Here is a 17,820-nt window from a genome sequence, read left to right on the forward strand (position 1 = left end):
TTTAGGAATTACCAGGGAAACCTTAAACCGCCTCAAAGGCCAGCAATATAAAGACAATGAGAAAAACCTGTGATAAATAGCACAGGTTTTTTGTATTATACATCACACTTTAGAAGCCTAGTGCCTCATTAACTTTGTTCATCAAAATAAAACAAAATGGACAATACACTTAAACAATGGATAAAATCCACCAATGGAGGCTGGGGATCACTCGTCCTGCGTCTTACTTTAGGAATCGTTTTATTCCCACATGCTGCACAGAAATTATTTGGATGGTTTAACGGTCCCGGATTACAGGGGGAAATGCATTATATGACAACACAGGTTGGATTACCAGGTTGGGTTGCAGCCACTGCAATAGCTGTAGAATGTTTGGGAACCTTTTTTATACTGTTCGGAATCTGGACAAAGATTACATCAATTGCCATTTTCTTTCTATTTACAGGAATGATTGTAGTAGATCATGCTCCCCATGGATTTTTCATGAACTGGTTTGGAAAAATGCCAGCCGGAGCAGAAGGATTTGAATATCACCTATTAGTATTAGGGATGTGCCTCACTTTGATCATACAAGGAGGAGGAAAATACTCAGCAGATCAACTTTCTGCATAAAATCCTAGTAACCATTCCCTTTTTTAATCTTTTAAACCTAAGCAGCTTTTTGCTGCTTTTTTTTCATTTATACTTCATATTTCCGTAACACTTTTACTTTATTACATAAAAAAAATTTACTTCATTTCAAAATCTTATCAGGAAAAAAATCTTAAATAAATCACAAAAAGCCATTCTCTTTAATGCCAATAATATGATATAAATCAATTTCATACAAAATCAACTCAAAATTTACGACTAAAAAAAGCATCCGATTTTGCCCATTTTATGCGGTAATTATTTATGTTATCTTTTTGTAATATAACAAAAACAAATCTCTTCTTTTTGAAATATTTTATTTTTTATTCCTATCTTTGCTTAACATTTCTTTAACTATAATTATTTATATTTATGGTTACCTAGATTGTGCCGGCTTGTTTATAACGAATAAGAAAATAAACCGAATACTTTAATAACATTTGAATAATCAACAAATGTTTGTTGAAAAATTATTATCGAATTTTATTTATGATTGAAAATATATCATAAATTTATTATTTTTATTCATGCATAATGAACAATCAGTCTTTATCCTCATTAGATTGATGTTTTAATGCAAAATCGCATATTATTATTTTAATACTAAATGCAATGAAAAACTTGACCATTATTGGGCTTATGCCTTTTGAAAAGCCGGACACCTATTTCAACTCTAATTACCTTAGGGCCAAGTATATACTGTTAAATAATTTTCAACAGATAGCCTTTATTATTAAAAATCTAATAAAAACCAATTTTATGATTTTGTAATAATCTATTTTTCTTTGTTTCAAAGACTTATATCCTTTTTACAAAATCCTTACTAACATATCACGCCATGAAAAACTTAACCATTATTGGACTAACGCCTTTTGAAAAGCCGGATGTCAACCTTATGCCTAAATTGCATCAGGCGGGTATATTTCCTGTCCTCAGCTTAGGCCAAGAGTTAACGACCGCCCAGGCAGCCCTCAGTCAACTTGAAGAAACAAATTTACCCGCTTATGGGATCTATGTTTCTAATGAACAATTTTCAGCACTTCAAGTTCCGGAAAATGTAAGATTTGCGATCTTACCATTTGGAATGACCGTTTCTCAAAATCCAGATCTGGATATCATTTATCAGGTAACCAGCTTGGAAGAAGCAAAACAAGCTGAAGAATCAGGAGCCAAAGGAATCATCATCAAAGGAAATGAAGCGGGAGGTCACATCGGCTATGAATCAACTTTTGTATTGTTCCAGCGCATTATCAATGAAATTAAAAGCATTCCGGTTTGGGTACAGGGGGGAATAGGACTCCATACTGCCGCAGCCGTAAAAGCCTTGGGAGCAACAGGTGTTGTACTGGACAGCCAGCTTGCTTTATTCCCTGAAAGCTCTGTTCCCAAAGACATCAAAGATTTGTGTTCAAAACTTAATGGAACTGAAACTAAAATTATTGCCGATCACAGAGTATTAGTAAGGCCTAATTCACCTTCATTACCGGATGATATTAGCGCTGAAGATCTTCAACAGTATTTTACAGATCTTGACATCAGCAAAAGTTATATCCCAATGGGCCAGGATATTTCGCTGGCAACAGACCTGTATGAAGAATTCAGAACACTGAAAAAACTGGCTTTCGGGCTTAAAGAAGCTATGCACGGCCACTTGAAACAGGCAAAAGCCCTTCAGGTGATCAACCAAAACAATCCGTTAGCACAGGAACTTGGATTAAAATATCCAATCGCACAAGGACCGATGACCCGTGTAAGTGATGTTCCCGGATTTGCCAATGCAGTAGCAGAAGCAGGGGCCTTACCTTTTGTTGCTTTATCTTTATTGAAAGGAAACTCAGCAAAATCTTTGGTAATGGAAACCAAGGAACTGGCAGGCAACAAAACATGGGGTGTAGGAATTTTAGGATTTGCCCCTCAGGAACTAAGAGATGAACAGACGTCTTACATCCTTGAAGCTCAACCACCTGTCGTTTTAATTGCTGGCGGAAGACCTGCACAGGCTAAAATATTTGAAAAAGCAGGAATAAAGACATTCCTGCATGTTCCATCTCCTGCCCTGTTGGATATTTTCCTAAAAGAAGGTGCCAAGAGCTTTATTTTTGAAGGCCGTGAGTGTGGTGGACACGTTGGTCCATTATCCAGCATGGTTCTTTGGGAAAAACAGATTGAACGCATCTTAAAAGAAGACCATCCGGAAAATATCAGCGTATTTTTCGCAGGGGGAATCCATAATGATTTTTCAACAGCATTCGTTTCCATTATGGCTGCTCCATTAGCTGCCAGAGGAGTAAAAGTGGGAGTTCTGATGGGTACTGCTTATCTGTACACTCAGGAAGCTGTACAAACCGGAGCCATTCAGGAAGAGTTCCAGTTACAGGCGATGCAGGCTAAGGATACCGTTTTATTAGAAACAGCACCCGGTCACGAAACCCGTTGTTTAAATACAGCCTTTGCGAACCACTTCAATACGGAGAAAGCTAAACTATTAGCAGCCGGAACCGATAAAAAAGAAGTTTGGGAAAAGCTGGAAAAACTTAACGTGGGCCGTTTAAGAATTGCCGCTAAAGGAATTGAGCGCCAGGGAGATCAGTTAGTCAACATACCTAAAGATGATCAGCTAGACCTTGGAATGTACATGATTGGGCAGATCGCTACCATGCACAACAAAGTGCTTACCCTTGAAGAGCTTCACCAAAATGTCAGTATCAACAATTACGAATATATTCAAAACGCTGAATTATCAGAATTACCAACATCCAGCGAAAAGCCTTTAGATATCGCTATCGTAGGAATGGAATGTATCTTCCCAGGTGCTAAAAACCTGGATGAATTCTGGAGAAATATCATCTTAGGAAAAGACAGCGTTACCGAAGTTCCGGATGAAAGATGGAACAAAGAACTTTATTATAAACCGGATTCAGATGAAGCGGATGTATCTCACTCAAAATGGGGTGGTTTCATTCCAAAAATAGACTTTGATCCACTTGCATTCGGTATTCCGCCACAATCATTAGCCGCTATTGAGCCTACACAATTGCTTACTTTATTGGTAGCAAAACGTGCTATGGAAGATGCCGGATATGGTGAAAAACACATTAATAGAGAAAACATCTCTGTAATTATCGGAGCTGAAGGCGGTAATGACCTTGCCAACAGCTATAGTTTCAGAGGATATTATAAACAAGTCTTCGGAGAACTTCACGAAGAAGTAAAAGAAGCCTTCCCACATACTACAGAGGATTCTTTCCCTGGTATTTTGGCCAATGTGATCGCAGGTAGGATTACGAACCGTCTGGATTTAGGCGGAAGAAACTTTACTGTAGACGCAGCTTGTGCATCGTCTTTGGCAGCCCTGGATTTAGCTTGTCAGGAACTTGTATTAGGAAAATCTGATATGGTTCTTGCCGGAGGGGCAGATTTACACAATGGAATTAATGATTACCTGATGTTCTCCAGCACCCATGCCCTTTCCAGAAAAGGAAGATGTGCTACATTTGACAGTGAGGCAGACGGAATTGCCCTTGGAGAAGGAATTGCAATCCTTGTTCTGAAAAGATATGAAGATGCCATCAACGATGGTGACCGTATTTATTCAGTAATCAAAGGAGTTGGCGGATCCAGTGATGGTAAAGCTCTTGGTTTAACTGCTCCTAGAAAAGTAGGTCAGGTAAGAGCATTAGAACGTGCTTATACTCAGGCAGGAATCAGTGCTGCATCTGTAGGATTGGTAGAAGCTCACGGTACAGGAACTGTTGTTGGAGACAAAACAGAATTAAGTGCTTTAACGAATTTATTCAGCCGTTCAGGTGCATTACCGGGACAGACGCATTTAGGTTCCGTGAAAACGCAGATCGGACATACTAAATGTGCTGCAGGATTAGCAGGTTTAATCAAAGCTTCTCTTGCTGTTTACCATGGTGTGAAACCTCCTACCCTTCACCTTAAAAATCCGAACGCTTATTATAACGCACAAACCAGTCCATTCTCTTTCCACGCTGAAACAGGATTATGGACGGAGAAAAACCGTTATGCAGGAGTCAGTGCTTTTGGATTTGGGGGAACCAACTTCCACACTGTCATTGCCAACCATCCGAAAAAAGATGATTCTATTGCGATGCAGTCGTGGCCTTCAGAGTTATTTGTATTCCGTGGGGATACTTATGAAGAAGCAAAAGGACAATCAAGCCAGATCAAAACATTATTGGAAATCAATGATGAGATTCCATTAAAAGATATTGCTTACAGCTTAAGCATCAGTTCAGAAAAGCCGATTCAGTTCAGTATTGTAGCTGATACCGCTGTGGATCTGATGATGAAAATTGAGTTAGTATTGGTAGGAATTGAAACCAAAGATACTTTCACAGTCAGCAAAAAAGAAGGGAAAGTAGCCTTCACATTCCCTGGACAAGGAAGCCAGAGAATCAATATGGCCCGTGATTTATTCGTAGTCTTCCCGGCTATGCGTAAGGTGATTGACAATTATCCTGAGCTTGAAAAAGTAGTTTTCCCTTCTACAACCTTCAATGAAGCAGATTTAAAACAACAGAAAGAAACCATTAAAGATACCCGTTTAGCACAACCGCTTTTAGGAATTGTTGATCTTGCATTAGCCAAATTCTTAGAATCATTAGGAATTATTCCTGATATGCTGGCTGGTCATAGCTATGGTGAATTACCTGCTTTGTGTTTCTCAGGAGTATTTGCAGAAGATCAATTGGTTGATTTAAGTATCCAGAGAGCTCAATCTATCCTAAACTCAGTAGAAGGTGGTGATCCGGGTTCTATGTTAGCTGCAAGTGCTACTCACGAACGTTTACAACCGATCATTGCTAAAGTGGAAGGATGCTATCCGGTTAATTTCAATGCTCCTACTCAATGTGTTATCGCAGGAACTACAGAAGCCATCAATAAGCTATTGGAAGTCCTTAAACAGGAAGGTATTTCTGCTAAAAAATTAGAAGTAGCATGTGCATTCCATAGTCCGTTATTGGCTAAATCAAAAGAATTGTATGCTGACGTATTAAAAGACGTTCCTTTTGAGGAAATGCAGATCCCAGTATGGTCAAATACAACAGCAGAAGTATATCCTTCGAACCCTGCAGACATTAAAGAAAGACTGACTGAACATTTGGTACAGCCTGTAAGATTCGTGGAACAGATGCAGGCGATGTATAACGACGGTGCAAGAATCTTCATCGAGGTAGGACCTGGAAAAGTTCTTACAGGATTAGCAAAATCATGTATTGAAAAAGACCAGTTGACTTTATATGTTGAAGACAGCAGCCGTAATAAATTCACTCATTTATTGTGCATGTTGGCACAGTACTTAGGAACCGGACGCAGCTTCAATATTGAGAAACTTTTCGATGGCCGTTTCGTTCAGCTTGTGGATATCAATCAGCCTGAGTTGTACAAGAAAAGCCCTGCCATCTGGCGTGTTAACGGACAAGCTGCACATCCGACAACAGGTTCATTGCCTGCTAATGGTGCACTCCCTATTATAAACCCTATTCCCATGAACAATTTTACTACTCATAATACGCAAGCTCCTGCACCGGAAAGCCTATCTACGGCAGAACGTATGCTGCAGGAATATTTGAACAGCATGAAATTAATGATACAGGCACAACGTGATGTGATGCTTTCCTTTATGGGACAGAATCCTCAGGTGAATCCATTGCCTGTTTACAATACGCCAATGCCAGCTCCTGTTCCTGAACGTACAATTCCTGTACAGCAGGTTCAACAAACAGCAACTGTTGCTGTAGCTGCTACTGCCGTTGCTGTAAAAGCTGCTCCTACCAGAGATATCAAAGCATTATTACTACAGGTGGTAAGTGATAAAACAGGATATCCTCAGGAAATGCTGGGTATGGAAATGGACCTTGAAGCTGATTTAAGTATCGACTCTATCAAAAGAGTGGAAATCATCGGAACGCTTCGTAACGAACTGGGAACATTAGCGAAAGGCAACACCAATGAAGATATGGTGATGGAACAATTGGCAGGAATTAAAACTCTAAGCGGATTAGTTTCATGGCTTACTGAATTCTCCGGAGCAGATACAGCTGCAGCAACTCCAGAAAAAAACGGAACTGCACCTGAGGTCTCTTCAAAACCACAAGCAAAATCTGCATTATCACTGGAAGACCTTCAAAACGCTATTCTGAATATCGTAAGCGAAAAAACAGGGTATCCAAAAGAGATGTTAGGATTAGATTTAGATTTGGAAGCAGACCTTAGCATCGATTCTATCAAGCGTATGGAAATCATTGCTGATCTTAAAAACAAGATCGGTTTTGGTGAAAATCTTGAACAGGCTGATGATGTCATGGAAAAACTGGCAGCCATTAAAACCCTTCGCGGATTGGCAAGCTGGATCAGTGAAATGAGCGGTGAAACCAATGACGTAAAAAACGAAGTAAAGGAAGAAGTAACTTCTGAAGCTACAAACAATGTATTATCACGTCTTCGTTTTGACATCACTCCTACCGATGCTTCATCCGTACAAAATACGGATATTCTGCAAGGAAAACGTTTCGCCATCACTCAGGATGACACCCAACAAACCTCAGCCATTAAAGCTGAATTGGAAAAACACGGAGCTATCGTAGAATTGGTTAACGCAGACAAAGATCTTTCACATGTTGACGGATTAATCATGCTAGACCTGTTCTCAACAACTGATAAACCAAGCATTATCGATCATGTTGATTTAATTAAAAAACTTGACTTTGACAAAGCAAAATGGGTGTATCTGATCTCTGATATTGCAGCTCACATTCAGGAAATCAATGATGTAAGTGTATTACGTCATCACCAAGGTTATCCTGGACTTTTCAAAAGTTTAGCAAGAGAATTCGATCATACCACTTGCAGATTCATCAGCTTAAGTACTCCTCAGGAAGTAGATCAGATCGCTGATATTACTTTAAAGGAAATATTAACCAACGATAAACCTGCTGAGGTTATTTATAAAAACGAGCAAAGACACAAGGTAGATATCATCCCTTCTCCATTGTCAACAAGTTTAAATGAAGCACACATTCAGTTAGATCAGAAATCAGTAGTACTGGTATTAGGCGGAGCACAGGGAATCACTGCAGAATTGGTGAAACATATGTCTCAGGCGTATCCATGTACTTATATCTTAGTAGGAAGATCAGCAGATCCAAGAAATGAAGCTTCTGCTAAAGAATTTGAAGGAATGAAGACTAAGGAAGAAATCAGAGCTTACTTAATTAAGTCCGGAAAATTCACCTCTCCAGCTGAAATCGAAAAAGAAACCACGAAAATTTTCAAAAATAATCAGATCCTACGCACGATCCGTGATATGGAAGCGCTTGGAAACACTATTATTTATCAATCTCTAGACCTTTGTGACGAAGAAGGATTAAGTAATTTAATCAGCAGTATTTACGAAAAATACAACCGTTTAGACGGAGTAATCCACGGAGCAGGTCTTTTAGAAGATAAATTATTCAAACAAAAGACGACTTCTTCTTTCGGACGTGTATTTGATACCAAAGTAAAACCACTTCGTGTATTGGCTGAACAGCTTCGCACAGACTGCCAGTTCGTTGTTTTATTCTCAAGTATCGCATCCGTATATGGTAACAAAGGCCAGACAGATTATGCGGCTGCCAACAGTGTACTGGATGATTACGCTAACGCTCTGAATAAAAGACTGCAAGGAAAAGTAATCTCTATCAACTGGGGACCTTGGAAAGGAGCAGGAATGGTTTCTTCCACCCTTGAGTCTGAATACGAACGCAGAGGAATTTCCATGATCCCATTGGATGAAGGAAAAGAAATCTTCCTTAACGAAATAAAATACGGAACTGAAAGCCAAGTGCTTATCATGTCAGGAAATAATTGGTAACCCTCTGTATACACTAAACATGAAAAAAACAGATGTTGCTGTAGTTGGACTATCCTGCGTCTTTCCCGGGGCGCAGGATGCCCATACTTTTTGGCAGAATATTGTCAATAAAGTAGACTCTACCCAATCCGCTCCGGCAGATAGGATAGATCCGGTGCATTTTAGTGATGCCACCAACCCTGTCGATCGTTTCTATTGCCAACGAGGCGGGTTTATTCCTGATTATGAGTTTAATCCTACCACTTTTGGAATTTTACCCCTTGCGGTGGAAGGAACAGAACCTGATCATTTACTGACCCTTGATTTAGTTCAAAAAGCTTTAGAAGATGCCGGAGTATTTCAAAAGAATATTTCCCTTGAAAAAGCAGGAATTATCATCGGGAAAGGAAATTATACCGGGCCGGGAGCTACCCGTGCCATTGAAATTGTAAGAACCGGAGAACAGATTTCCTCCTTATTGCAGGAATTGCTCCCTCAGGTTTCTTCTGCTGATATTGAAAAAGTAAAACATGCTTTCCAGGAACGCAAAGGACGTTTCGCTGCTGATACTGCCATGGGATTAATTCCCAATCTGGTAGCGTCATTGGTAGCCAACCGTTTTGACCTTGGAGGCGTTGCTTTTACCGTGGATGCTGCTTGTGCCAGTGCTTTAATCGCTGTAGATCACGCTGTACAGGAACTTCAGAGAGGACGTTCCGATATGATGATCGCCGGAGGTGTTCACACCGGACAAAATGCTGCGTTCTGGAGTATTTTTGCTCAATTGGGAGCAATGTCCCGTCAACAGCAGATCAAGCCCTTCAGTATGGATGCTGATGGATTACTGATTGGCGAAGGATGTGGTTTCGTCGTTTTAAAACGATTGGAAGACGCCGTTCGCGATCAGGATAAAATCTATGCAGTGATCAAAGGGGTGGGAGTAAGCAGTGACGGTAACGGAACCAGCGTGATGAGCCCATCCGTAAAAGGTCAGCTGAAAGCTTTAGAACAAGCCTGGATCAATGCTGATCTCGATAAAAATAAAGTAGGTTACCTTGAAGCTCATGGTACCGGAACTCCGCTTGGAGATAAAACCGAACTTCAGACCTTAGCACAGTTCTTCGGAAAAGAAGAATCTGCTCCAGTGGCTGGAATCGGTTCTGTAAAATCCAATATCGGGCATGCCATGCCGGCTGCAGGAATCGCAGGACTGATTAAAACCTGTCTTGCTTTACACCACGATACTTTACCGCCAACATTGTACTGTGAAAATCCAACGGCAGAAATGCAAAATACAAGATTTGAACCGGTACAGGAAGCCAAAAACTGGTCAACAACAGGGCTTCCAAAAGTAGCAGCGGTTAATGCTTTCGGGTTTGGAGGAATCAATGCACACGTTGTTCTTGAAGGCTATGATATGCCTAAAAAAGACAAGGTATTGCTATTGGCCAGACCTACACATGAAGAATTGGTTTCTGCATTACAAAATAACGATACCACTTTAGGAGAAGGAGATTTCAGAGTAGCCATATTCGATCCTACACCTGCAAGAATAGAAAAAGCCCTTAAAATCGTTTCTAAAAACCTGATCTGGAAAAACAAGCAGGACATCTGGTACACTTCTACTCCATTATTAAAAGATGGTGGAAAAGTAGCCTTTGTATTCCCTGGTTTGGATGGCCTGGCAAAAGGTGAAGTGGAAAGTGTAAGCCGTTATTTCGGATTAACAGCGCCTATAGAAACCGAAGGTGAAGGTCTTTTAACCGATGCTTTAAATATATTCAACAACTGCAGTATCCTTGACAATTCATTGAAAAAACTGGGCATTATCCCAGATATGAATGCCGGACACAGTTTAGGAGAATGGCTGGCAGGATATTCATCAGAGTTAGCAGAAGCCAATTCTGTAAAAGCCTTAATTGATGTTCTGAATCCGGAAACTTTTGAATTAAAAGACTCCAAGTTCATTGCCATCGGTGCCGGAATTGATGTGGTACAGCCTTTTATTACTGAAATTTCAGACCTGTATATTTCCAATGACAATTGCCCTAATCAGGTCATTCTTTGCGGGAGCAATGCTGCATTGGATGAATTGGTTCCGCAATTAAAATCAAAACAGATCTTCCATCAGGTACTGCCGTTCCAATCCGGATTTCACTCTCCATTTATCGCTGATAAACTGGATGTGATCCTTGCCGGAATGGAAAAAGCACAGTTCCAGAAAACGAAGATTCCATTATGGTCTGCTACGACTTTAGAACCTTATCCGGCAGATCAGGCAGCGATCAGAAAACTGAGTGCCGAGCATTTGGTAGAGCCTGTCCGTTTCCGTGAACTGACAGATAAATTATATGAAGAAGGTGCCAGAGTATTCATCCAGGTAGGTACTGGCGGACTGATCGGATTTATTGATGATACGTTGAAAGGAAAAGCATTCAGCACCATTCCTTCCAGCATCCCTACCCGTTCTGCATTGGCACAGTTACAACGTGTTGTCGCGTCATTATTTGTAGAAGGGAAAACCATTGCTCTTGATTTCTTAGAAGTTCAGCAGCAATCAAAAAAATCATCAGGAAAAGGCATTAAACTGGAATTAGGCTCGCCTATTATCAGAAATTTTAAAGAAGTAAAAGCCTTAGCACAAGCCTTTGAAACACCAAAACAATATACTGCCTCAGCTTCAGCCATGACTGCCAAAAGTGGTCATCCATTGGTACAGGCATTCCAGGACAATGTGAATGATATGATCCGTATGCAGGAAGAAGTTCTTACTTTATTCCAGAACCGTCCGGAGATTACGATGCCACGTCCTGCCCAGGTTGCTCCTGTAGCACAGCACGCTGCTCCACAAGCACCAAGAAGTATAACCTTCTCAAAAGATCTGTATGTTACGCTTGAAAGTCATCCATACCTGATTGACCACAGCTTATTGAGACAGCCAAAAGGATGGGCTCATGTAGCGGATATGGAACCGGTCATCCCGATGACCATGATCTTTGAGCAGCTTGCTGAAATTGCAGAAGCAGAAGTCCCGGGAACACAGGTTCATAAAATCATGAATGTAAGTGTATTCCAATGGATGAACGTTGCCCAGCCTTTTGAGAAAACCGTGAAAGGACAATGGCGTGGCGAAAACCATGCATATCTCGATATTGAAAACTTCGCCAATGCTGAAGTGATCTTAAAATCTTCAGCCGTTCCTACTCCAACCTTCAACCTTTCCATTGGTGACCTTTTACCGATTGAAAGAACGCCTGAAGAAATCTATGATGCCCACATGTTCCATGGAGAGAAATACCAGGGAATTACAGAGGTTTCAGCGGTTGGAAACAAAGGAATCATTGGAAAGATCAAAGGAAACGGCGGAAAAGGATCTCTGCTGGACAATGCCGGACAATTATTCGGACTTTGGCTGCAGCTTACTTTAGTGAAAGACCGTATCGCCTTCCCGGTGAAGATCAGAGATATTGAATTCTTTGGCGATATGCACGATCAGGATGGTATTTTTGAATGTACCTGTATGCTTACTGAGCTTAATGATGAATTTGCCATCGCAGATATTATTCTGAAAAGAGACGGAAAAGTATGGTGCGCCATCACAGGATGGCAGAACAGAAGACTGGAAATTGATGCCGCGTTATGGAATGTTTCCATGTCGCCACTGCACAACCGTCTTTCTGAAGAAATCGCTCCGGAAGTATTCTTCTTCCACCAGGCTTATACCAGAGTCGCTTCATGGGATTTCATCCTGAAAAGATATTTCAACCAAACGGAAAAACAGCATCACCAGCAATTATTACCCAACAAGAAGAAAAACTGGATGGTAAGCCGTGTGGCAGTGAAAGACGCCGTGAGAAACCTTCTTCGTAAGGAAAAAAATCATGCCTGCTTCCCGATCACCTTCGAAATCCGTTCCGATGAAGTGGGGAAACCTTACCTCATCAGTGATTTTACAGAAGACATCCATATTTCATTGGCTCACAAAGGAAAAGAAGCTGTGGGAATTGCGAGATATGGCAAATCTGTAGGAATTGATATGGAAATCATGGAAGAACGCAGCGAAGGATTCTATGATCTGGTATTTACAGACCATGAATTAGCCTTATTAAAAGGAAAAGACCAGGCAGAATGGACCACCCGTTTCTGGGTAGCCAAAGAGGCTTACGGAAAGTTCTTAGGAACCGGACTGAAAGGGAATCCAAAAGCCTTCGAAGTCGAACACATAAAAGACGATCACTTGTGGATCAACAACATTGAAATCAAAACTGTTAAACATAAAAATTATATTATCGGATGGACACTGTAAACGCAACATTAAAAATGAACCACGAAGAACTTTTTACTTTATTAAAAGGTTTTATTACTGAAGTGATAGGGGCTGAATTTGTAGAGGAGATGGATATTACTCCGGAAAGTTCATTCACCAAAGATCTTGAAATGGACAGCATCGAGATTGTCTCTTTCTCTGAAAAGATCAAGGCGCATTTTGGCGATCAGATCGACTTTACAGGTTGGTTATCTTCTATGGATCTTGACCAGCTTATTAATCTTGACCTTAGTATGATCATCAATTATATCTACGAATGCCAATAATCACTGTCAATAACAGACAAGTTCATATACAGGAACTCAATAAAGGAGCCGAACAAACCGTGGTCTTAATCCACGGTATGTTCAGTAACCTGTCCATTTATTATTTTAATATTGCCCCTATTCTGGCAAAACATTTCCATGTGGTGATGTACGATCTGAAAAGTCACGGTATGAGTGAACGCTTTTTGGATGGATACGACCTCGACAACATGTCATCCGATCTGATAGGTTTAATAGATCACCTTCAACTGGAAAAAGTACATCTTGTAGGCTATAGCTTCGGCGGTCTTATTGCTTTAAAGACAGCCTTAACATATCCTGAACGCATTAATCAACTGGTGGTGATGGAAGCTCCGGATCCGCAGGACGAAAAAGCCCGTAATATCATTGATGAATACAGCAAAGAATTCCTTGAGCATTATGTAGCCAATTTTACAGATACCACCAAAGTCCAGATGGGCAAAAGACAAATGGAAAAGAATCATCGTATGTATGAGTTTCTGTTTAATCAAACCAGCATCAAAGCAGATATGATTAAGGAAAAACATTTCCTTGGGGAAGCAGATTTCAATCAACTGAAAGCTTCCACTTTATTGCTTTACGGTGCTGATTCCAACTGCAGGCCTACAGGAGAATGGCTGCAGTCTCAAATCGGTTCGTCCGAGCTTGAATTGATTTCCGGCGATCACAATATTCCCATCCAGGAACCTCAGCTCATTGCAGAGACGATCGCCCAGTTTTTATCTAATATTTTAACGAAAAACCATGGCTAAATTTGCATTTATAGTTCCCCCCTTAACAGGACATGTGAATCCTACCCTAAGCATTGGTGCTACCTTGTTGGAAAGAGGGCATGAAGTAGCCTGGATCAGCCTTGACCCTACTTTAGAGGCTAAACTTCCGGAGGGCGGAAAATTATTGCTGATCCAATACGATCAGACCGATGAAGAAAAGAAAGAAAGCGAACAATATCTTGATATTATTTCCAAAAAAGTAGTCTACGGAATAGACAGCGTGAAGTTCCTTTACGAAGAAGTTCTTATTCCACTGAACAGACATTGCTATAATGGGATTGTGGCTTTATTAAAGACCTACCAACCCGATCTAATTATCGGTGACCACCAGTTATTTGCTGCACCTGTTGCTGCAAAAGCTCTTGGAATTCCTTGTGCAACTTCCGTTACCGCTCCGGCTGCCATTAAAATCATGAATGAGCTGCCTAAAGTTCACGAATGGGAAGTGAATCAAATCATCGATTTACAGAAAGAATTAGGCTTCCATGAAGAGCGTTCTCTGGCCACTTCAGATCTTCTGACCCTTGTTTTAACTTCAACGTATTTCTTTGGGGATATGGACGATTTGGAACCTCAATACAAATTCACAGGACCCGTTCTTACTGAAAGACGAATCTCTTGCGAATTCGATTGGGACAGATTGAAAAATGCCACCAATAAAAAGATTTTAGTAAGCATCGGAACCACTTTCGATCACGATCATAAAAAAGCATTCTTCCAAAAGGTTGTAGATGCTTTTAAAGACGAAGATTTAACGGTTGTAGTCGTTTCTGATCCGCAGCTTTTCGAGCAGTGGCCGGATAATTTTATGGTGTACCAGCAGGTTCCGCAACTGGATCTGTTACCTCATCTTGATGGCGTGGTTTGCCATGGCGGTCACAATACCGTTTCTGAAACCTTATCCAACGGGATTCCTTTGGTAGTGATTCCTATTGCGTATGACCAGTCGCACGTTGCAGGACGTGTAGTGCGTACAGAAGCAGGTGAACGATTGAACTTTAACAGATTTAAAGCTAATCACCTGAGAGAAGCAGTACAACAAATTTTAAATAACCCGAGCTACCGTGAGGCGGCTCAAAAAGTAGGACAATCTTTTATGGAAGCAGGAGGAGCATCTACAGCAGCTAATTTATTGGAAGAAGCCATCACAAAGGCTTCCAAACACGAAAAACCATCTAAATTTTTATTCGTTGTTCCGCCGTTTTTCGGACATGTGAGCCCTACATTAAGTGTGGGAGCAAGCCTTATTGCCCGTGGCCACGAAGTAAAATGGTTCGGTATTACGCCTTTAGACAGCAAACATATTCCGGAAGGAGGCTCTTACTTCTACCCTGAAGAAGATCTTATTCCTTATCAGGACGAAATTGCCCGCATTTTAAAAAGACAGGATGACGGTCCAGCTTGTTCAGGTCCTGAAGTCATGAAACTGGCATTGGAAGAAACGTATGTTCCTTTCGCTAAAATGATGATGCCGGGGTTAACGAGATTAACAGAAAGCTGGATGCCTGACGTAATTGTGAACGACTGTATCACCTTCGGAGGTGCGCTTTTCGCTCACAAGCATCATATTCCTTGTGTAACCACAACACCTGTTCCACCGGATGTGATGGGAGATACTGAAAAAAGTGCTCCTAAAATCTGGGAATGGCAGCAAAATCTGATCAAAGATCTACAAAAAGAAGTTGGAATTCATGAGGAAGGAATTTATATTCATTCCCATAAACTGAATATGGTCTTTACTTCACAGGCTTTTGCAGGTTTTGATACCGTACCTTCTCACATGAAATTTGTAGGCCCGGTAAAAGGTCGTCCGAATGATGCGCCATTTGACTGGGATAAATTAAATGCTTCTACTACTCCAAAAATCTTCGTATCACTGGGGACTTTATTGGTAGACATCAGAAAAGCTTTCTTTGAAAAGATCATCGCAGCATTTAAAGACCAGCCGGTTACCATTATTGCCGCTACTCCACCGGAAATCTTTGAAGAATGGCCGGAGAACTTTATTGTGAACAGCTTCGTACCTCAATCCGCGGTGATGCAGAGAATGGATATGGTGATCTGCCACGGCGGTTTCAATACGGTGAATGATACTTTCCGTAATGGATTACCGATGTTAATCACGCCTATCGCTTACGACCATTTCCATATTGCGAAATTAATTGAGCAGGCAGGCTGCGGAATCAGCATCCGATACAAAAGACTTCGTGTAGAAGCCCTTCGTGAAACTGTTTTTGAATTACTGGAAAATCCTAAATACAGAGCAGCTGCGAAAGAAGTTCAAAATACTTTCCATCTTGCCGGAGGTAATGATAAAGCAGTAGAATTGCTGGAAAACTTTGTACAGGAACATTCCACTTTAGCATCTGTCTAGCTTATGAAAAGAAGATTGTTATTTGGCGAACGAATGTTACTGGGAGACGGAACAGAACCGTTCAATGCGGTAATCCCTTTCAGGCTCAGAGGTACCTTTGCATTAAAGGATATCCAGCAGGCTTTGGCTCAGATCCAGCAAAAACATCCGTGGTTAAGGGCACTTATTGCTCACGATGATCAAAATATCCCCTGGTTTGATGTTCCTGAAAACCCGATCTCCATTCCGGTACGAATTATTGCCAGACAAGGAGAAGATCAGTGGCAGGAAGAATCCAGAAGGGAATGGAATACTTTATTCGATCCTAAAAAATTACCTCTTATCCGGTTTGTCTGGATCAAGGGGGAAGACGTTTCTGACATGCTTTTTGCGTTCCACCATTGTTTATGCGATGGTGGTTCTGCAATGGCTTTTCTCTACGAATTTTTAAAGGTATTGGATAATCCAAAGGCTGATATTGGGATAGAAAACCCTATTTTAGGTATTGAGGACGTGGTTCCGGCAAATATTTTAAACAGCAGAAAGCAAAAATTAAAGGCCAGATTCATCGGAAGATTAGCGGCTACAGCCATTAAGGTTATTCCTACCGGTAAAAAATCTATTGACCGTCAAAATGACTATTTAATCAGTTGGAAAATAGATGAAACGGTAAGCCAGCAGCTGATTTCCTATTGCAAAGCCAATGGGGCTACCGTGAACACGTTCTTAAGTGCTGCTTTGCTTCAGGCTTTCAAGAAAGTAAAAGGAGCCGGAGCTTTCAATAAAGTGTCCTGTCCTGTAGATATCAGACGTTTTGCTACCCAGGTTAAAAGCGATCATATTTTTGCTTTTGGATTGATGATCGTAGTTTCTGCCAATGAAAAACTGAGCTTTATAGAGAACTTACATGCGATGCAGGCTTCTGTAGAACGTAAAACTTCTAAGCTTGACCCTTATATTACCATGATGGTGATGGAATCCGGACATGATGCGTTGAATAATTTCACCAAACTTTTAAAGAACGGAAAATCCTCTAATGACTGTATGTTTTCCAATCTGGGACGCATTCAGATTCCTCATGAGTATAAAGAATTTTCGGTAGATACTATTTTCAGCCCGTCTGTGATTGGTCCGCTGGGCAATACCACCACACTGGTAGTTTCTACCTACCGTGGGAAAATGGATTTTTCATTTGTAGGAAGTGAAGGCTATTTGCCGTATACCGATGCCCTGGCCATCCGAGATGAAATCATGAAGATTATTAAGCTGCAACTGGAATATATCGCCGTATCATGATCAAAAGAAAACTAATGATGGTGGAAAGGATCATGTATGTAGATCCCGAAACCCCTGTAAACTGCGTATTTGCAGCGAAAATAAAAGGAGAAATTCCGGAGCAGAATTTTAAAACTGCTCTGGAAAAAATCCAGAAGAAACATGCCTTGTTAAGAGTGGTTATAGACTCTAAAAGTGAGAAATACCCGTTTTTTATAGAAGAAAAAGACATCGCTCCTATCCCACTCCGCATTGTAGAAAGAAAAACAGATGAAGACTGGCTTACCGAGTCTCAGAAAGAATGGAAAATCTTA

General features: G+C 40.8%; 8 protein-coding genes. All 8 read left to right on the plus strand.

What is annotated here, in order from left to right; genetic code table 11:
- Positions 1 to 156: 156 nt before the first annotated feature.
- Complete coding sequence (locus BBH99_RS19300; protein ID WP_066699657.1) at positions 157 to 612, plus strand: DoxX family protein; 456 nt, start codon at positions 157 to 159, stop codon at positions 610 to 612.
- A gap of 856 nt (positions 613 to 1,468) precedes the next feature.
- On the plus strand, positions 1,469 to 8,512 hold the full coding sequence (locus tag BBH99_RS19305) for a type I polyketide synthase (protein ID WP_066699659.1): 7,044 nt from the start codon (positions 1,469 to 1,471) through the stop codon (positions 8,510 to 8,512).
- 19 nt (positions 8,513 to 8,531) lie between these two features.
- Complete coding sequence (locus tag BBH99_RS19310) at positions 8,532 to 12,797, plus strand: type I polyketide synthase (protein WP_066699661.1); 4,266 nt, start codon at positions 8,532 to 8,534, stop codon at positions 12,795 to 12,797.
- Positions 12,785 to 13,084 carry an acyl carrier protein gene (locus BBH99_RS19315; protein WP_002977699.1) on the plus strand — a complete coding sequence of 100 codons (300 nt, stop codon included), beginning with the start codon at positions 12,785 to 12,787 and terminating at the stop codon, positions 13,082 to 13,084. Before BBH99_RS19310 ends, BBH99_RS19315 begins: the two co-directional genes overlap by 13 nt.
- Positions 13,075 to 13,857, plus strand: a complete 783-nt coding sequence (locus BBH99_RS19320) for an alpha/beta fold hydrolase (protein ID WP_066699663.1) — start codon at positions 13,075 to 13,077, stop codon at positions 13,855 to 13,857. Before BBH99_RS19315 ends, BBH99_RS19320 begins: the two co-directional genes overlap by 10 nt.
- A complete protein-coding gene (locus BBH99_RS19325; RefSeq protein ID WP_066699665.1) occupies positions 13,850 to 16,252 on the plus strand; it encodes a glycosyltransferase in 2,403 nt (800 codons plus the stop codon). The genes BBH99_RS19320 and BBH99_RS19325 overlap by 8 nt, the downstream gene beginning before the upstream one ends.
- Before the next feature lie 3 nt (positions 16,253 to 16,255).
- A complete protein-coding gene (locus BBH99_RS19330; protein WP_066699667.1) occupies positions 16,256 to 17,527 on the plus strand; it encodes a condensation domain-containing protein in 1,272 nt (423 codons plus the stop codon).
- The coding region (locus BBH99_RS19335) for a hypothetical protein (protein ID WP_131799232.1) at positions 17,524 to 17,820 on the plus strand (297 nt) is incomplete at its 3' end. The genes BBH99_RS19330 and BBH99_RS19335, both read left to right, overlap by 4 nt.

It is taken from the genome of Chryseobacterium contaminans, assembly GCF_001684955.1.
Taxonomy (GTDB): Bacteria; Bacteroidota; Bacteroidia; order Flavobacteriales; family Weeksellaceae; genus Chryseobacterium; species Chryseobacterium contaminans.